The following is an 18,824-nucleotide window of genomic DNA, read 5'->3' as shown; positions in this document are numbered from 1 at the left end:
CTGAACGGGTCATGGAAGAAGACGGGTTAACTGTGAATCGAACCAACTGACGAACGCCGGGGAAGGCACGGCCTCCACCGCCAGGTACCACCAGTCGGCCGCCGCGAAGGAGGCACACTTCACGGCATCTTTCTCGGTCATGACCAGCGGCAGGGCGGGCGTGAACGCCAGCGCCTCTGCACTGAAGACGGCATGATCGGCGAATGCGTGAGGAACAGGCCGCCAGTGTAGTCCTTCGAGGGTCTTGAAGAAACGTTGAGGATTGCCGATCCCGGCCACGGCATGCAGCGCCTGACCGGCCGGGAAATAGTCCACGCCCTGGCGCTCGCCGGTCAGCAGGTTGACCAGCGCCGAGGGCTGCAAGGTGAAGGCATAACCGTCGTCGCGGTCCTCGAAGGCGCCGTTGTAGAGCAGCGCGTCGACGCTCTGCAGGCGCTCGACCGGCTCGCGCAGCGGGCCTGCGGGCAGGCAGCGGCGGTTACCGAGGCCGCGCGCGGCATCGATCAATACCAGTTCCAGGTCACGGGCCAGGCGGTAATGCTGCAGGCCGTCGTCGGTGAGGATCAGGTCCAGCGGCTCCTGCGCCAGCAGGCCCCGCACCGCCCGCGCACGATCCGGGTCGATCATCAGCGGCACACCGCTGCGCTTGACGATCAAAAGCGGCTCATCGCCCACCTGCTCGGCACTGTGCTGCGCCAGCACCCGCCATGGCAGGCTCGGCGGCTTGGCGCCGTAACCGCGACTGACCACGCCTACGCGCAGGCCGCGACGACGGCAATAATCGATCATCCACAGGATCAGTGGCGTCTTGCCCGTGCCGCCCACGGTGATATTCCCGACTACCACCACCGGCACCGGTGCCTTGTAGATATCCCCCTGCCCGGCCTCGAAGCGCGCGCGCTTCTTGCCCACCACCCGGCGATACAGGCATTCGAGCGGACGCAGCAGGGTCAGGGCCGGATGGCCGTTGTACCAGGCATCGAGCAAGCGGTCGGTGAGTGCCATCAGTTACCCGATGCGGCCTCGACAGTGGTCATGCGCAGGTGGGCGAAACCCAGCTTGCCGGCGGCGTCCATCGCGGTGATGACCGCCTGATGCGGGGTCTTGCCGTCGGCGCTGATCGACAGTGGCAGGCTGGTATCGCCGCCCGACTCCTTCTGCAAGGCGTCGATCAGGGTGTCCAGCTTGCTGTCGGCCAGCAGCGTGTTGTTCACCGAATACACGCCATCGGCATTGATGGTGATGTCGACGTGTTTCTTGTCGACATCATCGGCCGAGGCACCGGTGACCGCCTGTGGCAGGTCCACGCGCAACTGGGTTTCACGGGTGAAGGTGGTGGTGACCACGAAAAACAGCAGCAGGATGAACACCACGTCGATCAGCGACACCAGGTTGATGTCGATGGTCTCCCGGGGTTTGCGACGGCGGAATTTCACTTCTTGCGACCCTCGCCGCGTGCAGCGGCCTTGAGGTCCGGCTGAGCGTCGGTCAGGTCGACGTCACGGTCGCCCTGCACCACTTCCACCAGCTTGATGGCTTCCTGCTCCATGCCGACCACCAGTTCGTCGACGCGGTTCTGCAGGTAGCGATGGAAGAAGATGGTCGGGATCGCCACGGTCAGGCCGGACGCGGTACAGATCAGTGCCTTGGCGATGCCGCCGGCGAGCATGCCCGCATTGCCGGTCATGCCGGTGGCGGTGAACGAGCTGAAAATGTCGATCATGCCGAGTACCGTGCCCAGCAGACCCAGCAGTGGCGCCATCGCAGCGATGGTGCCCAGGGTCGCCAGGTAGCGCTCCAGCTCATGAATCACGCGGGCGGCAGCTTCCTCGATGCACTCCTTCATGATCTCGCGACCATGGCGGGAGTTGGCCAGGCCTGCTGCGAGGATTTCACCCAGCGGCGAGTCGGCGCGCAGCTCCTTGAGCTTGTCGCTACTAAGCTGTTTGTCCTGGATCCAGCGCCACACCTGACCGAGCAGGTGCGGTGGCGTAATGCGGCTGGCGCGCAGGGTCCACAGACGCTCGATGATGATCCCGACGGCGGCGATGGAACTCAAAATGATCGGTAGCATCATCCAGCCACCAGATTTGACCAGCTCCCACACAGCGACCACCCCCTGAAAAAAAGTGGCGGTACTCTAACATAGCGTCGCGGCCTCACCGAACACGGCGACGAAAAACCAGTCTTTTCATTCACGCCAGAAGCGACGCGTCCTACGCTCGGCCTGCACATCGCCGAACGTACCCAGTTGCAGGGTCACCGCGCCCTGCTCGGCACTGTCGAGGACCTGCATGCCCAACCGCTGGTAACGCGCCATCACCCATGGGTGAGGATGGCCGAACGAGTTATTGCGGCCCCGGGAAATCAGCACCCCGCGCGCCGCCACGGCGCGCAGGAACCTGTTCGACGATGACGTGCGGCTGCCGTGATGGGGTGCTTGCAGCCAGTCGGCCCTGACATCGAAGCCCTGTTCCAGCATCGCGCGTTCGGCGTGGATGTCGATGTCGCCGGTGAGCAACAGGCGTTCGCCTTGTGCCTCCACCCGCAGCACGCAGGACGCCGGATTGCTCTCGACGGCCTGGGCCCAGATCCAGGTGGTGAAGGTGACGTCGTCCCAGGTCCAGGTTTCTCCGTCGCGACAGGCGTCCGCCGCCAGATCCTCAGGCATGCGCTCGTGATCGCCCGCGAGAATCCGCCGCACCGGCAGCGCCCGCTGAATCGCTTGGGCTCCGCCGGTATGATCGAGATGGGCGTGACTGAGCAGCATCGTGTCCAGATGCTTCACCCCGGCCCGCCGAATGGCCGGCAGTACCACGCGCTCACCCATGTCGACATCGGCCACCCGCGGCCCCGCATCGAACAACAGTGTGTGGTCGCGGGTGCGCAGCAGGATTGCCAGCCCCTGCCCCACGTCCAGTTGTGTCACCTGAACCTGGCCGGTAGGTATCTCTGTGCGGGGTGCGAACACGCACAACAGCAACATCGGCCAGCCCAACGGTCGCAGCGGCAGCCCTGCCGGCAGCAATAACAACAGCGTGCCGCACAGGCTCAGAGGCCAGACCCACACAGGCACCGCCAGCCCGGTCCATGCGGGCGCCTTGTCGGCCACCCAGCCCAGCACCTCGAACAAGGCGCCCATCGAACCGCCCGCCAGCCAGAGCAATCCCTCGCCAAGGGGCGCTATCGGCAGAAGAAACGTCCCCATCAAGGCCAATGGCAGGATGAAAACACTGACCCAGGGCACGGCCAGCAGATTGACCAGCGGGCCACTCAGGCTCACCGGCAAGTTCAGCGCCAGCAACGCAGGCAGCAAACCCAGGGCGATCAGCCACTGGGCGCGGGACCAACTGCGCAGCCAGCTCCAGGCGCCGAGCCTGCCGCCAAAGATCAGCATGAGGATCGCCACCGCGGCAAATGACAGCCAGAACCCCGGCCTCAGGCTGCTCAAGGGCTCGGCGACCAGCACCAGATTCAGCGCGATCAGAAACGGCAACAACACGCCCAGATGGCGAAAGCGCAGGCGCCACAACAGCACCAGCCCGAGCATCAGGCAGGCGCGTTGCACGGGTACTTCGAACCCTGCCAGCACGCCATAAGTCAGCGCGCCGCTGAAGGCCAGCCCGCAGGCCGTGGGCAGCCAGGGAATGGCCTGCGGCCACAATCCCCAACGCGCCAGCCCCGCCACCAGTCCGTACAAGAGCCCGGCAAGCAGCCCGATGTGCGTCCCGGAAATTACCAGCAGATGGATCGTCCCGGTGTCTTGCAACACCTGCCAGTCGACAGGGCTCAACCCTGAACCGTCACCCATCACGAGCGCGGCCAGTGCGCCCTCACGCCCTTGGGCATCGACCGCCCCTAAACGCTGACGGATGCCATCGCGCCATGACCCCTTGCCCGCCTCGAGCAACTGGCCGTCCAGCACGGTGCCCGTGGCGCCAATGCGCTGAGCCAGCAACCAGGCTTCGTAATCGAAGGCTCCAGGATTGACCAGGCCTGCCGGACGCTGCAGCTTGACCGCCAGCCGCCAGCGTTCGCCGCTCTGCACCGGCGGGCCGCCATACCAGGCGACGCGAATCCGCTCGGGCAGCGACGTGCGCCGCGACTGCGGGCTCTCGACCTGAAAGCGCACCACGCCGTCCATCGCGACGGGCAGCCCGACCACCTTGCCTTCGAGCCACAGGGTCTGGCCGTCGAGCCGATGGGGCAGCCGATCATCCAGCGCGGACTTGGCTGAGAAGCAGGCCCAGGTCAACCCGAACAGGAACAGCGCCAGCGGATAGGTGCGAAACGGCAGCAGCATCAACGCCAGCACAGGCATCAGCAGCAGCCACCAGACCGGCGGTAACACGGGCAGAAAACGCAGGGCCAGTAAGCCCAGCGCAAACGCCAGCATCCCTGTACGCATACGGCTTTCCTTGTCGATGGATGAAAGGCACCCACCTGACTTAGCCCACGGGACGAAACCCGCTTTTTATTAATTGTCACAAAGTCTGAATTTGTATCCGTCACCATCCATGCATACTTGCCCGAATTTTCTGCTGCAGCCGCCGGATCACCGAATGCCACGTCACCTGATCAAACGCTACATGCCCGATCCGAACAGCATCCGGGAACACAAGTCCTTACGCTTTTTGGGTCGCCTACTGCACGACCCGAACCTCTGGCACCTGAACCGCCACTCGGTGGCCCGCGCGATGGGCGTCGGCCTGTTCGCCGCCTTGATGCCCATGCCCTTGCAGATGCTGCTGGCGGCCTTCCTGGCGGTCTGGGTGCGCGCCAACATGCCGATCGCCGTCAGCCTGTGCTGGCTGACCAACCCGCTGACCATGCCGCCGGTGTTCTATTGCACCTACAAGATCGGCGCCCTGTTGATGGGCCTGCCGCCGCGCAGTTTTCCGGACGAGATGAGCTGGGAATGGATCAGCGGCCAGCTCTCGACGCTGTGGCAGCCGTTTCTGCTGGGCTCGCTGGTGGCGGGTGTAGTACTGGGGCTGGCGGGGTACTTCGGGACAATGGCGTACTGGCGCTGGTGGGTGGGGCGGCAGTGGCGCCAGCGCAAGGCGAAACGCGGATAACCGTTGCGGCGACCATCGCTTTTGATTCTGGCCGAAGGCCGTGGGAGCCGGCTTGCTGGCGAATACGTCGGGTCAGTCACTCAGATGTTGAATGACACACAGCATTCGCCAGCAAGCCGGCTCCCACAAGGAGCGCGGCATAGCGCCGTTGTTTATTGGCGCATCCCGCGTCCGCTCACCAACAGGCGAGCACAGCCCAAGTACAGCACGACGGTCGCAACGACCATGAACGCCAGGGCGATGCTGATCTTGATGTCCGAAACCCCCAGAATCCCGAAGCGGAACGCGTTGACCATGTGCAGCACAGGGTTGGCCAGCGACACCGTCTGCCAGAACGGCGGCAGCAGGTTGATCGAGTAGAACACCCCGCCCAGGTAGGTCAGCGGCGTCAGGACGAAGGTCGGGATGATCGAGATGTCGTCGAAGTTACGTGCGAAGACCGCGTTGATGAAGCCCAGCAGCGAGAAAATCGTCGCCGTCAGCAGCACCACGACTATGGTCACGCCCAGGTGATGCACCTGCAAATCGGTGAAGAACATCGACAGGATGGTGACGATAACGCCCACCGCCAGGCCGCGCAGCACGCCGCCGATGGTGTAGCCGATCAGGATGGTGTGCGGCGAGACCGGCGACACCATCAGCTCTTCCACCGAGCGCTGAAACTTGGCGCCGAAAAAGCTCGAGACCACGTTGCCGTAGGAGTTGGTGATCACCGACATCATGATCAGGCCCGGCACGATGTACTGCATGTAGGTGAAGCCACCCATGTCGCCGATCTGCCGGCCGATCAGGTTGCCGAAGATCACGAAGTACAGAACCATGGTGATCGCCGGCGGCAGCAGGGTCTGCGGCCAGATGCGCATGAAACGGCGCACTTCGCGGTAGACGATGGTGTTCATGGCGATCAGGTTGGGGCGCAGCTCCGAACTCATACCGCCACCTTCGACAGATTCTTTTCCACCAGGGACACGAACAGCTCCTCGAGGCGATTGGTCTTGTTGCGCAGGCTCAGCACCTGAACGTTCTGCAGGGCCAGTTGGGCGAACAGCGCGGTGATGCCGACGGTCTTGTCGACCTGCACTTCCAGGGTGTGGTTATCCACCAGACGCGACGGGTAGCCGGCCAGTTGCGGCGCGACCTGCATCGGGTCCTTGAGGTCGAGCAGGAAGGTCTCCACGTGCAGCTTGTTGAGCAACTGTTTCATGCCGGTGTTCTCGACGATGGTGCCCTTGTCGATGATGCCGATGTTGCGGCACAGCTGCTCAGCCTCTTCCAGGTAGTGGGTGGTGAGGATGATGGTGATGCCTTTCTGGTTCAGCTCGGTGAGGAAGGTCCACATCGAACGGCGCAGCTCGATATCGACGCCCGCGGTGGGCTCGTCGAGGATCAGCAGACGCGGCTCGTGAATCAGCGCGCGGGCGATCATCAGGCGGCGCTTCATGCCGCCGGACAGCGAACGCGACGGCACGCCGCGCTTGTCCCACAGGCCGAGCTGGGTCAGGTACTGCTCGGCGCGCTCCTTGGCGACCTTCGGCGGGATGCCGTAGTAACCGGCCTGGGTCACCACGATGTCGAAGGTCTTCTCGAACTGGTTGAAGTTGAATTCCTGCGGCACCACGCCGATCGAGCGCTTGAGCTGCGCCGGGTTGCGGTCCAGGTCGTGGCCGAAGATGTTCACCGTGCCGCTGGTCTTGTTCACCAGGGTGGAGATGATGCCGATGGTGGTGGATTTGCCGGCGCCGTTGGGGCCGAGCAATGCGAAGAAATCACCCTCGGCAACATCCAGATCAATGCCCTTGAGGGCCTGGAATCCATTGCCGTAGGTCTTGGTTAGCTGCCGGATGGACAGAGCTGAACTCATGACTGAAAACACACCAGTAAAAGGAAAAGGGAAAACGAAGACGAATACAAAAGCGACCGCTGCACGGATCGGAAGGTCAGAAAGCCTGCCTTCTGAAATACCCCGTTGCATACGCGGCTCGGACGTTCATGTTGCTTGCCGAGGCCGCGCAAGTACAGCGAGTTCTATTGATAGTAGATATTAATTTAACGCGGCGGGCGTTCAGGTCAGCGGCGTCATCACCGCCTTGCGGTAGGCGTCACGCTGCTTGAGGCGTTCGTACCAGGCGTTGAGGTGCGGCAGCTCGCTGCGCTCGATCGGCATCTCCAGCCAGGCATAAATGAAGCTGCCCAAGGGAATGTCGCCCATGCCGAACGCGCTGCCGGACAGATACGGCTGGCTGGCCAGCGCCTTGTCGACGATGCCCAGCAGCTTCTCGACCGTCGCCTTGGCGGCGTTGATCTGAGTCCAGTCCTGCTGCTCGGCAGGCGTGCGCAACACGCCCCAGAACACCGTGCGGAAGGGACCGGCAAAGGTCGAGGTGGTCCAGTCCATCCATTTGTCCGCCTGGGCGCGGGCCTTGGGCTCGGCAGGATAGAGCCCGGTGCCTGCGCCATATTGCGCGGCCAGGTAACGCACGATGGTGTTGGATTCCCACAGCACGAAGTCACCGTCTTCGATCATCGGCACCACGCCGTTGGGGTTCTTGGCCAGATACTCGGGCTGATCGTTGAGGCCGAAAGCGCCGCCGGCATTGATCGATTGGTACTCAAGCCCCAGTTCTTCGGCGATCCACAACGCCTTGCGAACGTTGGAGGAGTTCTTGCGGCCCCAGATTTTCAGCATCTTTTTATTCTCCTGCCCGTGGTGACGGTGAATTAGTGGCATATGCCTGTGCAGCGCAGTCTACCTGACAGCGCCATCAAGCGGGTATTAGAGCCACAGGGTCAAGCGCATCGGCCAGCGTTCGAACTCCCATAACAGGGCGGGGTCACTATCGATGCACGGGCCAGAGGCTTGCCCGCGCGCTCGACGGCGTCTGTTTCGCCGTCTCTACGGAGGGATTTCTATGCTGCTGTTGTGGATCGTGGTTCTGGTGGTCGGTGTGGCCTGGCTGGCTCATCGGCGTGTTGCGCCCTTCCCTGCCCTTGGGATTGTCGCGGTTTATCTGCTGGCGATGGGGGCGTTCAGCCATGCCCACGGCTGGATGGTGATTCCCTGGTTGCTGTGGCTGGCGGTGGCCCTGCCCCTGGCGCTGCCGGACCTGCGCCGCCGCTATTTCAGCGCGCCGATGTTCGCCTGGTTCCAGAAAGTGTTGCCGCCGATGTCCGAGACCGAACGCGATGCCATCGATGCCGGCACGGTCTGGTGGGACGGCGAACTGTTCAGCGGCCGCCCGGACTGGAACACGCTGCTGGGTTATCCCAAAAGCCAACTGACCGAGGAAGAACAGGCCTTCATCGACGGCCCGACTGAAGCGCTGTGCGCCATGGTCAGCGACTGGAAAATCGGCCAGGCGATGGACCTGCCCGCCGAAGCCTGGACCCATATAAAAGAACACGGTTTTTTCGCCCTGATCATTCCCAAGGAGTACGGCGGCAAGGGCTTCTCGGCCTACGCTCACTCGCAGGTGGCGATGAAGCTGGCGACCCGCAGCGGCGATCTGGCCTCGACCGTCATGGTGCCCAACTCGCTGGGCCCGGCCGAACTGCTGTTGCACTACGGCACCGACGAGCAGCGCAATCACTACCTGCCGCGCCTGGCCCGCGGCGACGACATTCCCTGCTTTGCCCTGACCGGCCCGCTGGCAGGCTCCGACGCCGGCGCCATGCCCGACACCGGGATCATCTGCAAAGGCCAGTGGCAAGGTGAGGAAGTGATCGGCCTGCGCCTGAACTGGGAAAAACGCTACATCACCCTGGGCCCGGTCGCGACCCTGCTGGGCCTGGCCTTCAAGGCCTACGACCCCGAGCACCTGCTGGGCGACGAAGTGGATCTGGGCATCAGCTTGGCGCTGATTCCCACCGACACCCCGGGCGTGGAAATCGGCCGTCGCCATCTGCCGCTGGGCGCCGCCTTCATGAACGGACCGAACTCGGGCAAGGACGTGTTCATTCCGCTGGAGTACCTGATCGGCGGCCAGGCCATGCTCGGCAAGGGCTGGATGATGCTGATGAATTGCCTGTCGGTGGGCCGTTCGATTTCCCTGCCTGCAGTCGGCACTGGTGCGGCCAAGCACGCCAGCCTGGTCACCGGCCAGTACACGCAGATTCGCGAACAATTCAACGTACCATTGGCCGCCTTCGAAGGCATTCAGGAAGCTCTGGCGCGTATCGGCGGCAACGCCTGGCTGATGGACAGCGCGCGGATGCTGACCGCCAATGCGGTGGACCTGGGGGAAAAACCGTCGGTGCTGTCGGCGATCCTCAAATACCACCTCACCGAGCGGGGCCGCGAGTGCATCACCCACGCCATGGACGTGCACGGCGGCAAGGCCATCATCATGGGTCCAAACAACTACCTGGGCCGCGCCTGGCAAGGCGCGCCGATTTTCATCACCGTGGAAGGCGCAAACATCCTCTCGCGCAACCTGATGATCTTCGGCCAGGGCGCGATTCGCTGCCATCCCTTCGTGCTCAAGGAAATGGCCCTGGCCGGGCGTGAAGATCACGACCAGGCGGTGATTGAGTTCGACGATCTGCTGCTACAGCACATCGGCTTTGCCGTGCGCAACGCCGCCAGCACGCTGGTGTTGAATCTGGGCCTGGGCCACTTCGAGCAGCAGCCGGGCGACCGTTTGAGCCAGGGCTATTTCCGTGCCCTGGATCGTCAGGCCGCGGCCTTCGCCATGCTCGCCGACCTGTCGATGATGCTGCTCGGCGGCGAGCTGAAACGTCGCGAACGTCTGTCGGCACGGCTGGGGGATGTGCTGAGCCATATGTACTTGGCCTCGGCGGCGCTCAAGCGTTATCACGACCTGGACTACCCCGAAACGCTGGCGCCGCTGTTTCGCTGGTCGATGGAGGAAGCGCTGGGCCAGTCGGAGCGCGCGCTGGATGCCTTGCTCGACAACTTCCCGAACCGGATTCTGGGTGGGTTGCTGCGAGTGATCGTGTTCCCCTTCGGTCGCCGCCACAAAGGGCCGTCGGATGCGCTGGATGCCGAGGTGGCGCAGATTCTCGGCCGCAGCAAAGGCGACCCGGCGCTGGAGTCGGTGCTTGCCGGTTGCTACCGCCCCACATCCGAAGACGACGCGGTGGGTGCGCTGCAGCACGCGGCGGACCGTTTGAACGACGGCAAAGCCGTGCACGCCAAGCTGCATCAAGGGGTCAAGAGTGGTCAGGTCAGACCCACGGCCGGCGAGCATCTGATCGATGCGGCGTTGAACGCTGGCGTGTTGCAGGCGGCCGAGGCCGAGAAGCTGCGCGCTGCCGAAGCAGCGCGACGCAAGGTCATCGATGTGGATGATTTCGACAAGGAGCAGCTCAAGCCAAGCGAAGGCAAGATCCGCTGACATCCCTGCCACCACGCCCCGTAGCAGCACGGCTTGCCGGCGGGGCGTTGTGTCAGGCGGTACATTCGTCACAGACAGATCGCAACCGCCGGCAAGCCGTGCTGCTACGAGGATTTGCATCGTTCGACCAATGTCTATAAACAGAATCCACCGCTCTAGCCTGCATATCCCCGAACCTTGTCCTACACTCCCCGGTAACAACAAGAAAACACCAGGGGGACGCATCATGATCGATCAACGCATGACTCATCGCTGCCTGCTTGCCGAAATCGCCTCGGGGGAGGACCTGCAACACGGCAAACCCACCCAGACCCTGCAAACGCTGTTACTCATCGGCTTCGTGACCCGCCAACCCAGCCACGACAACACCTTCTTAGACCTGGCCCTGACCGAAGCGGGGCATCGCTACCTGGCCGGGCTCTGGCACTAGGCCCGGGCATTGGACACGACCGCAGGTCCTTGGCGGGCTATCGGCGGGCTGTGGGGGGATCTATACTCCCGCGCCTGTTTTTGTCTCTGAGGACCTCATCATGGCCAACACCAATCTCGACCACACCCTGAACCTGCTGACGCACCTGCGCGGCATCCTGGTCGCGCTGGGTGAAGCGGAACAGGTTCCCGAAGAAAGTCATGACCTGTTCGTAGAGCGTTATGACGAACTGATCGCCCTGCTGCCGGTGGAGCCGATCGAAAGCCAGTACCTGGGCCAGGACCTGCTGTGCCAGGTGATCCAGCGTTATCCACAGATCGCCCATCTGGTGCCACGCGACCTGTTGTGGTTCTTCGGCGGCGACTGCCTGCACTTCATGCCCGACGAAGAAATCGACATGTACACCGCGCTCGAAGAGCGTCGCTTCGAAGCCGAAGAGAACGACGAGCCGTTCGACTGGAATCAGGAAAAGCAGCTGCTGGCCCTGTCCCAGGATGCGCCGAAGCACTGATGGCTCCGCGCTGACTCCCGTAGCAGTCCGGCTTGCCGGCGACAGCGGTTTCGAAATCGCTGTCGCCGGCAAGCCGGACTGCTACGGTGCGTAGGGGCAGGCATACCGTTGGCAGCACCCGCATTCTGCGCACGCTTAATATAAAAACATCTGCTAAATGCATTACTTTTATAATTAGCTTAGCGCCAAATCGAATTTCACAGCCCTTCCACAAGCCCTTATGTTGCTGACATGCGCTGGCGCGGACCTCTGCGCCCGGTCATTCATCCACACAAGGAATTGTCATGAGCGTCGAATTCATCGGCTACATCGCCACGCAACCCGGCTCGGAAATCCACCCTCGCAGCGGTCAGACGATTCAGCCCGACTACGTGGAAAAAGTCGCCCGCGCCCATGAAGAAGCAGGCTTCGATCGCGCCCTGGTGGCCTACCACTCCAACAGCCCGGACAGCGCCTTCGTCGCCTCTTATGCGGCCAGCGTCACGACAAAACTGAAATTCCTCGTCGCCCACCGCCCGGGCTTCATCTCCCCCACCGTCGCCGCCCGGCAATTCACCACGCTGGACGTGTTCAATGGCGGGCGCACGGCCGTGCACATCATTACCGGGGGCGACGATCAGGAACTGCGTGCCGACGGCAGCTTTATCGGCAAGGACGAGCGCTATGCCCGCACCGACGAATACCTGAGCGTGGTGCGCCAGGAGTGGACCGAGGAAAAACCCTTCGACCATCACGGCACTTATTACCAGTTCGAGGGCGCTCATTCGCTGGTCAAATCACCCCAACAGCCACATATCCCGTTATATTTCGGCGGCGCGTCCCAGGCGGCCATCGAAGTGGCGGGCAAGCATGCGGATGTCTACGCATTGTGGGGCGAGACTTACGAGCAGGTCAGGGACATCGTCAAACAGGTGCACGCTGAAGCGGCGAAGCACGGCCGCACGATTCGTTTCAGCCTGTCGCTGAGGCCGATTCTGGCAGAGACCGAGGAAAAGGCCTGGGCCCGCGCCGACAGTATCCTGGAGCGGGCCAAGGCGCTGGCCCAGGCCAGCGGTTTCGAACGCCGCGAGCCAGCCAACGAGGGCTCCAAACGCCTGTTGCAAGCCGCAGCCCAGGGCGCGCGTCTGGACAAGCGCCTGTGGACCGGCATCGCGGGGCTGCTGGGGGCCAAGGGCAACTCGACCGCGCTGGTGGGCACCGCCGAACAGGTCGCCGAAGCGCTGCTTGATTACTACGATCTGGGGATTACCACCTTCCTGATTCGCGGCTTCGACCCGCTGGACGATGCCATCGACTACGGCAAAAAACTCATCCCGCTGACCCGTGAACTGGTGGCCAGGCGCGAGCAGGAGAAGCGCGAGAAGGTCGCCTGATTCACGGGACTGGATGCATTTTCCTCTGTAGGGGCGAATTCATTCGCGAAGCGGTCGTACAGGCGATGTAGTTGTATCGCCTGAGACGCCCTTCGCGAATGAATTCGCTCCTACAGCTTGACCGCGCACGCCTGATTTATGCAGCTTCCTGTCCTTGCTTCAACGCCCCCGCCACCAAACGCCCGAACGACGCCACCGGCGCCTGCAGATTCCCCAGAAACCGCGGGTAGATCAGCCACAAGTCCATCACCGGCTTGAAATCCTTGAGCGGCATCACCGCCAACGATGCCCGGTGCGCGCTGCGTTCGAACAACGGACGCGGGACCAGCCCCAGCCCCATGCCGTCGGCCACCAGCCCCAGTTGCAGCTCGGTGCCGAAAGTCTCCAGATTGACCTTCAGGCCGAGGCCCTGATCGGCCAGGGTGCGCTGCAAGCCTGCGCGAAAACCGCAGCCATCGGGATTGAGCACAAAACCCTGTTCATAACAGTCGGCCAGCTTGACCGGCTTTTTCGGCAGCAGGTCCGTGGCGCAGACCACCACCAGTTCCATCTTGCCAATGGACTCGCCGATGATGCCTTCGGGGAAAATCTTGCCGGCGGGAAACAGCGCCGCCGCCGCATCGAGCTCGCCGTTTTCGATCTTGCTCACCAGATGGCTGCCCCAGCCGGTGGCCACCTGGGCCCGCAACTCCGGGAACTGGCCGCGCAACTGCTTGAGCGCATCGAGCAGCACCACATCACCGATGGTCTGCGGCACGCCCAGGCGCAACAGGCCACTGGGCGGTGCGTCGTTGGCGACCAGTTCACGCAACGAGTCCATTTCCCGCAGGATTGCCAGACACTTCTGATACACCTGCAGGCCGATGGGCGTAGGCTTGAGCGGCTTGGTGTTGCGATCAAACAGCTCGACGCCCAGCGCCTGCTCGAAGTTCTGTACCCGGCGGGTGATCGCAGGCTGAGTCAGGGCCAGGGATTCGGCGGCATGACTGATGGACTGGCAGCGAATGACGGCCACGAAGGCATCGATATCATCAATTTTCATTCGAAAGGCACATATAAAAAAGGCAAGAGATAGGCAAAAAGCATAATTCCAATCGCGACCGATGGATAGCCCGGCCACCTTCGATGCGGTTATCAAATGCTTTTTCGTTATAACCTAATCATTAATAAATAGCATATTAAACGTCAGCATTATGCTTATATTGTGCCTATACACCTGATACGGAGCCGCCATGCCTACCTCTCGACACCCCGAACGACTCCGGGCCTTCATCGGCGCGCTGGCTGAGCTGGTCGACAGCCAGCCCCACGAAACCGACCTGCTGCATCGCGGCGGCAAGCTGCTCGGGCAACTGGTCAGGCACGATGACTGGCTGCCCGAAGAGTTCGCCATTCCCGACCCCGATCGCTACCAACAATTTCTGCTGCACGCCGACTCCCGCCAGCGCTTCTCGATCGTCAGTTTTGTCTGGGGGCCGGGTCAGACGACGCCCATTCACGACCATCGGGTCTGGGGATTGATCGGCATGCTGCGCGGCGCCGAATACTCCCAGGGCTTCGCCCGCAGCGTCGATGGCAGGCTTGAAAAGGAAGGGCCGGCGATTCGGCTGGAACCCGGCCATGTCGAGGCCCTGTCGCCACGCAGCAACGACATCCATCAGGTCAGCAATGCCTTCGCCGATCAGGTGTCGATCAGCATTCACGTGTACGGCGCCAACATCGGCGCGGTCAAGCGGGCCGTCTATCACGCTGACGGCAGCGAAAAACTGTTCATTTCCGGCTATTCCAATGCCTATCTGCCCAACATTTGGGACCTGTCCAAAGAGAACCCGAACTGATGACTCAAAGCACTCGATCCTACAGCGATATCCGAAATGCCCTGCTGAACCATCAGGAAGTGGCGTTGGTGGACGTACGCGAAGAAGCTCCGTTTGCCGAAGCGCACCCGCTGTTCGCGGCCAACATCCCGCTGTCGAAACTGGAGCTGGAAGTGTTCTCGCGCATTCCGCGCCGCGACACCGAAATCACCCTGTATGACAACGGCGAAGGTCTGGTCCAGCCGGCCCTCGCCCGCCTCGCGGCGCTGGGTTACACCGACGTCAAAGCCCTGGAAGGCGGCCTGCAGGGCTGGCGCGACGCGGGCGGCGAGCTGTTCATCGACGTCAACGTGCCGAGCAAATCATTCGGCGAACTGGTCGAGCATCACCGTCACACCCCATCGCTAGCGGCCGAAGAGGTCAAGGCGCTGCTCGACAGCAAGGCCGATGTAGTCGTGCTCGATGCCCGCCGCTTCGATGAATACCAGACCATGAGCATCCCCACCGGCGTCAGCGTGCCCGGAGCTGAGCTTGTGTTGCGCGCCCGGGAACTGGCGCCCGATCCCAAGACCCGGATCATCGTCAACTGCGCCGGGCGCACCCGCAGCATCATCGGCACTCAGTCGCTGGTGAATGCCGGCCTGCCGAATCCGATTTCCGCCCTGCGCAACGGCACCATCGGCTGGCTGCTGGCCGGGCAGACCTTGGATCACGGGCAGACGCGACGGGCCGGAAACGTCAGCGAGCAGACGCAGAAAACCGCCCAGGCCGATGCACGAAAAGTCGCAGATGCGGCGAAGGTCAAACGCGGCACCCGGGCGGATCTGGAGTCATGGCAAGCTGACCTGAAGCGCACCACCTATCTGTTCGATGTGCGCACCCCGGAAGAATTCGAGGCCGGGCATCTGCCGGGCGCGCGCTCGACACCGGGCGGCCAGCTGGTGCAGGAAACCGACCACTTCGCCAGCGTGCGCGGCGCACGGATCGTGCTGGTGGACGACGATGGCGTGCGAGCCAACATGTCGGCCTCGTGGCTGGCACAGATGGGCTGGGAGGTGTTCGTCCTCGACGGCCTCAAGCCGCGTGATTTCGCCGAGAAAGGCGCCTGGAACGCGCCGATCCCGACGCCATGGCAAGTCGAGGAAATCAGCGCCGAGACTCTGCGCCAGTGGCAGCAGCACGGCGGCGTCGCGGTGCTGGACTTCACCGCCAGCGCCAATTACGTCAAACAGCACATTCCCGGCGCCTGGTGGACGCTACGCGCCAATCTGTCGAGCGCGCTGCAGAAAATCCCCGCCGCCGAGCGTTATGTGCTGACCTGCGGCAGCAGCAAACTGGCGCGCCTGGTGGTGCCTGAGGTGGAAGCCCTGACCGGCAAGCCGGTGTTCCTGCTCGGTGGCGGCACCGCCAGCTGGATCGAGGCGGGTTTTGCCCTGGAAGCCGGCGAAAGCCACCTGGCCTCGCCGCGCATCGACCGTTATCGCCGTCCTTATGAAGGCACCGAGGCCCCTCGCGAAGCCATGCAGGCCTACCTGGACTGGGAATTCGGCCTGGTCGAGCAACTGGCTCGCGACGGCACCCATGGCTTTTACGTGATCTGATTTCAAACCTGTCCAACCTGTGCGGCCGACCCCTTCTCCAGGCGGAGGCCGCTATCGCATTTCAAGCCTGGAGACATTTGCATGCCATCCCCTCTCACGCCCGCCCCACGCATCACACGCCTGCTGTCCGGCGCGCTGCTGACGCTGGCCTTCGCTTCATCCGCCCACGCCGCCGAAGCCTTGCAGCCCCTGCTCGTCGCCAACCAGAAATCGGCCCTCAAGGTGCTGCTTGAAGCCTCGGGCGAGCTGAAAGATGTGCCGTACGAGATCAAATTTTCCGAATTTCCGTCCGCCTCACCCCTGGGTGAAGCCCTGAACGCCGGCGCCGTGGATGTGGGCGCCCTGGGCGATGCGCCTTATGTGTTTGCCTTGGGCGCCGGCGCTTCCTTGAAAGTGATCAGCATCACCCACGTCAGCGGCCGCTACACCACCGCGCTGATCGTGCGCAACGACTCGCCCGTCAAGCAGGTGGCCGACCTCAAGGGCAAACGCATCGTCACCGGACGTGGATCGATCGGCCACTATCTGGCGATCCGCGCCCTGAACGAAGCCGGCCTGCAATCGAGCGACGTCAAGTTCGTCTACCTGCTGCCCAGCGAATCGCGGCTGATCCTCGACAACGGTGAAGCGGATGCCTGGGCCACCTGGGCGCCCTACACCACCGTCGCCACACAAAATGGCGCGCGCATTCTGCCCAACGGCCCGAACCTGTTGACCAACCACTCCTACCTCGCCGCCACCAGCAAGGCCATCGCCGAGAAGCGCGCGCAGCTGGATGACTTCGTCGTACGACTGGACCGCGCCTATCGCTGGACCAACAGCCATCCGGCCGAGTACGCCGCCGCCCAGGCCAAGGTCACCGGGCTGCCGGTAGACGTGCACCTGGCCACCGCGAAGGAGACCGTGATGGAACGGGTGAGCATCGACGATGGCGTGATCAAGGGTTTGCAGAACACCGCCGACATTTATCTGCGCGAGGGCATTCTCAACAAACACGTCGACGTGTCGCAGGGATTCGATCCGGATTTCAATGCGATCCGGCTGGCGGCCGAACAAGCGGCGTTGAAGAAGGATGCGCAAGCAGCTCGCTGAACCGGGAAACCCGCAGCTATATAAAGGAAGGCAATAAAAAACACGCACAAACAAAAACGCCGCTCTGATGAGCGGCGTTTTTGTGAATTTGGAGCGGGAAACGAGACTCGAACTCGCGACCCCGACCTTGGCAAGGTCGTGCTCTACCAACTGAGCTATTCCCGCAATATGGCGTCCCCTAGGGGACTCGAACCCCTGTTACCGCCGTGAAAGGGCGGTGTCCTAGGCCACTAGACGAAGGGGACACTGCCTGAAACACCATGGTGTAGTGTTTCAGCTCCAGAAATACATCCTTGGATGCTTCCTGGTTTCACTCAACTCAACTTCAGGGCATGCCCTAAAGCCAAGCTGCTTAAAATTGGAGCGGGAAACGAGACTCGAACTCGCGACCCCGACCTTGGCAAGGTCGTGCTCTACCAACTGAGCTATTCCCGCATTGGCGTCCCCTAGGGGACTCGAACCCCTGTTACCGCCGTGAAAGGGCGGTGTCCTAGGCCACTAGACGAAGGGGACACGCTACAACATTCACTCCCTGCCGCGTTTCGCTGTGTGCTTTACGCTGCAAGTGGCGCGCATTCTATGGATGGTTGGAGAGGTCGTCAACCCCCCAATGAAAATTTATTCAAATCAATGACTTCGCCCTCTAATTAGGTAATGGGTGGCCGATACAGAGATCAGCAGGATGTCCCTCTATAGAGACATCCCGACCACCACCCTTCCAGTGCCAGTGCGTAGCCACTACACTCGGCGCGCGGCTACCCATATTAATTAGATCGAGGCTTGTACGGTGACTCCACTCATTATCACCCTGATGGTTGTAACAGGCATCGTACTGCTGATCGCTGTTGGCTATCTGAACCATGTGAACGAAGCCAGGAAGGTCGAACGCACACGGACACTGGTCGAACTCAACGACCGCCTGCGTCGCTGCTGCGAGCTTTCCGAGACTTTCCCCGGCCAGTTGATGAACCCCGCGCTCAAGTTGCTGCTGGTGCGCCTTGAGCTGAACGTCGTCAAACGCCTGATCGCACTGGAACGACGCAACAACCCCGGCATCCAGGAACGGGAAACCGAACTCGAAGCACTGGTGGCCCAGGGCGACAATATCAAGGTGAACAATCCGGTCAGCCCGATCCAGACCGAAGCCAAGGCCAAGGACGTGCGCTTTCTGCTGGAAGCCATGCATGGCCAGGTGACCCGCGCCGCCCACGACGGCTTTCTGCAGACCGCCGAGGCCAAGCACTGGATCCGCGAGATCCGCAACATGCTGGTGCTGCTGCATATCGAGTTCTTCAACAACCTGGGGAACCAGGCGCTGAATCAGGACCAACCCGGGCAGGCGCGTCTGGCGTTTGAACGCGGCGTTCAATACTTGAAAAACCAGGCCGAGCCTGCGCCATGGAAGACCCATCTGCAGACGATGGAGCGTCAGTTGGCGCGCGCCAATGCCATGGTGCTGGACACCATCGCGCCGACCGATGACGACCACAACGAGCTGACCGAAGGCCTGAAGGCGGATGACGCCGAAGCCGAGTGGAAGAAGAAGGCGCTCTACGATTGATGCAAGA

17 protein-coding genes and 4 tRNA genes are annotated in these 18,824 nt (G+C 62.5%); 9 read left to right on the top strand and 12 right to left on the bottom strand.

The annotated features are described in order from the left end of the window. Positions 1 to 9 precede the first annotated feature (9 nt). The 4 genes from lpxK to AC1MEK_RS24010 form a co-directional block, all read right to left on the bottom strand. Positions 10 to 1,005 carry a tetraacyldisaccharide 4'-kinase gene (gene lpxK / locus AC1MEK_RS24025; RefSeq protein WP_480398769.1) on the bottom strand — a complete coding sequence of 332 codons (996 nt, stop codon included), beginning with the start codon at positions 1,003 to 1,005 and terminating at the stop codon, positions 10 to 12. Further along, on the bottom strand, positions 1,005 to 1,436 hold the full coding sequence (locus AC1MEK_RS24020; protein ID WP_480398768.1) for an ExbD/TolR family protein: 432 nt from the start codon (positions 1,434 to 1,436) through the stop codon (positions 1,005 to 1,007). Before AC1MEK_RS24020 ends, lpxK begins: the two co-directional genes overlap by 1 nt. Further along, the gene (locus AC1MEK_RS24015; RefSeq protein ID WP_480398767.1) at positions 1,433 to 2,107 is read right to left on the bottom strand and encodes a MotA/TolQ/ExbB proton channel family protein; all 675 of its coding nucleotides are present in this window, start codon (positions 2,105 to 2,107) and stop codon (positions 1,433 to 1,435) included. The genes AC1MEK_RS24020 and AC1MEK_RS24015 overlap by 4 nt, the downstream gene beginning before the upstream one ends. An 84-nt stretch (positions 2,108 to 2,191) precedes the next feature. Then, positions 2,192 to 4,408: a DNA internalization-related competence protein ComEC/Rec2 gene (locus tag AC1MEK_RS24010; RefSeq protein ID WP_480398766.1), complete on the bottom strand. Its 2,217-nt coding sequence runs from the start codon at positions 4,406 to 4,408 to the stop codon at positions 2,192 to 2,194. A gap of 154 nt (positions 4,409 to 4,562) precedes the next feature. Here AC1MEK_RS24010 and AC1MEK_RS24005 point away from each other — a divergent pair, with 154 nt between their 5' ends. Continuing rightward, positions 4,563 to 5,078, top strand: coding sequence for a DUF2062 domain-containing protein (locus tag AC1MEK_RS24005; protein ID WP_480398765.1), 516 nt, complete (start codon positions 4,563 to 4,565; stop codon positions 5,076 to 5,078). A 152-nt stretch (positions 5,079 to 5,230) separates the two neighbouring features. Here the strand turns inward: AC1MEK_RS24005 and AC1MEK_RS24000 are convergent, their stop codons facing one another. From AC1MEK_RS24000 to AC1MEK_RS23990, 3 genes are all read right to left on the bottom strand, one after another. Next, on the bottom strand, positions 5,231 to 6,010 hold the full coding sequence (locus AC1MEK_RS24000; RefSeq protein WP_480398764.1) for an ABC transporter permease: 780 nt from the start codon (positions 6,008 to 6,010) through the stop codon (positions 5,231 to 5,233). After that, the gene (locus tag AC1MEK_RS23995) at positions 6,007 to 6,939 is read right to left on the bottom strand and encodes an ABC transporter ATP-binding protein (protein WP_480398763.1); all 933 of its coding nucleotides are present in this window, start codon (positions 6,937 to 6,939) and stop codon (positions 6,007 to 6,009) included. Before AC1MEK_RS23995 ends, AC1MEK_RS24000 begins: the two co-directional genes overlap by 4 nt. 201 nt (positions 6,940 to 7,140) lie before the next feature. Next, the gene (locus tag AC1MEK_RS23990; protein ID WP_480398762.1) at positions 7,141 to 7,764 is read right to left on the bottom strand and encodes a glutathione S-transferase family protein; all 624 of its coding nucleotides are present in this window, start codon (positions 7,762 to 7,764) and stop codon (positions 7,141 to 7,143) included. Positions 7,765 to 7,987: 223 nt separating this feature from the next. Here AC1MEK_RS23990 and AC1MEK_RS23985 point away from each other — a divergent pair, with 223 nt between their 5' ends. From AC1MEK_RS23985 to AC1MEK_RS23970, 4 genes are all read left to right on the top strand, one after another. Beyond that, positions 7,988 to 10,432: an acyl-CoA dehydrogenase gene (locus AC1MEK_RS23985; protein ID WP_480398761.1), complete on the top strand. Its 2,445-nt coding sequence runs from the start codon at positions 7,988 to 7,990 to the stop codon at positions 10,430 to 10,432. A gap of 226 nt (positions 10,433 to 10,658) precedes the next feature. After that, positions 10,659 to 10,862 (top strand): hypothetical protein, encoded by a 204-nt coding sequence (locus AC1MEK_RS23980; protein WP_480398760.1) that lies wholly within the window; start codon positions 10,659 to 10,661, stop codon positions 10,860 to 10,862. Positions 10,863 to 10,962: 100 nt separating this feature from the next. Beyond that, positions 10,963 to 11,373 (top strand): PA2817 family protein, encoded by a 411-nt coding sequence (locus tag AC1MEK_RS23975; protein WP_480398759.1) that lies wholly within the window; start codon positions 10,963 to 10,965, stop codon positions 11,371 to 11,373. 284 nt (positions 11,374 to 11,657) lie between these two features. Beyond that, entirely contained in the window at positions 11,658 to 12,746 is a 1,089-nt protein-coding gene (locus AC1MEK_RS23970; RefSeq protein WP_480398758.1) for an LLM class flavin-dependent oxidoreductase, read from the top strand. A 136-nt stretch (positions 12,747 to 12,882) separates the two neighbouring features. Here AC1MEK_RS23970 and AC1MEK_RS23965 read toward each other — a convergent pair whose 3' ends face one another. Then, complete coding sequence (locus tag AC1MEK_RS23965; protein WP_480398757.1) at positions 12,883 to 13,788, bottom strand: LysR family transcriptional regulator; 906 nt, start codon at positions 13,786 to 13,788, stop codon at positions 12,883 to 12,885. Positions 13,789 to 13,978: 190 nt separating this feature from the next. On the opposite strand from AC1MEK_RS23965, the gene AC1MEK_RS23960 reads away from it, so the two are divergent. From AC1MEK_RS23960 to AC1MEK_RS23950, 3 genes are all read left to right on the top strand, one after another. Next, a complete protein-coding gene (locus AC1MEK_RS23960; RefSeq protein ID WP_480398756.1) occupies positions 13,979 to 14,584 on the top strand; it encodes a cysteine dioxygenase family protein in 606 nt (201 codons plus the stop codon). Beyond that, positions 14,581 to 16,164 (top strand): rhodanese-related sulfurtransferase, encoded by a 1,584-nt coding sequence (locus AC1MEK_RS23955; protein ID WP_480398813.1) that lies wholly within the window; start codon positions 14,581 to 14,583, stop codon positions 16,162 to 16,164. The genes AC1MEK_RS23960 and AC1MEK_RS23955 overlap by 4 nt, the downstream gene beginning before the upstream one ends. Before the next feature lie 81 nt (positions 16,165 to 16,245). Next, complete coding sequence (locus AC1MEK_RS23950; RefSeq protein ID WP_480398755.1) at positions 16,246 to 17,256, top strand: ABC transporter substrate-binding protein; 1,011 nt, start codon at positions 16,246 to 16,248, stop codon at positions 17,254 to 17,256. Positions 17,257 to 17,345: 89 nt separating this feature from the next. On the opposite strand, the gene AC1MEK_RS23945 is transcribed toward AC1MEK_RS23950, so the two are convergent. The 4 genes from AC1MEK_RS23945 to AC1MEK_RS23930 form a co-directional block, all read right to left on the bottom strand. Further along, positions 17,346 to 17,421, bottom strand: a tRNA-Gly gene (locus AC1MEK_RS23945). 4 nt (positions 17,422 to 17,425) lie between these two features. Next, positions 17,426 to 17,501: transfer RNA gene (locus AC1MEK_RS23940), tRNA-Glu, on the bottom strand. Between the two features lie 114 nt (positions 17,502 to 17,615). Further along, positions 17,616 to 17,691, bottom strand: a tRNA-Gly gene (locus AC1MEK_RS23935). Between the two features lie 2 nt (positions 17,692 to 17,693). Further along, positions 17,694 to 17,769, bottom strand: a tRNA-Glu gene (locus AC1MEK_RS23930). A gap of 274 nt (positions 17,770 to 18,043) precedes the next feature. Between AC1MEK_RS23930 and AC1MEK_RS23925 the strand changes: the two genes are divergently transcribed. Next, entirely contained in the window at positions 18,044 to 18,817 is a 774-nt protein-coding gene (locus AC1MEK_RS23925) for a hypothetical protein (protein WP_480398754.1), read from the top strand. Positions 18,818 to 18,824: the final 7 nt, after the last annotated feature.

The sequence above is a fragment of the Pseudomonas sp. 2 genome (assembly GCF_056627435.1).
The sequence above is the reverse complement of the archived record's forward strand: the minus strand, read 5'-3'. Positions and strand labels throughout refer to the sequence as shown.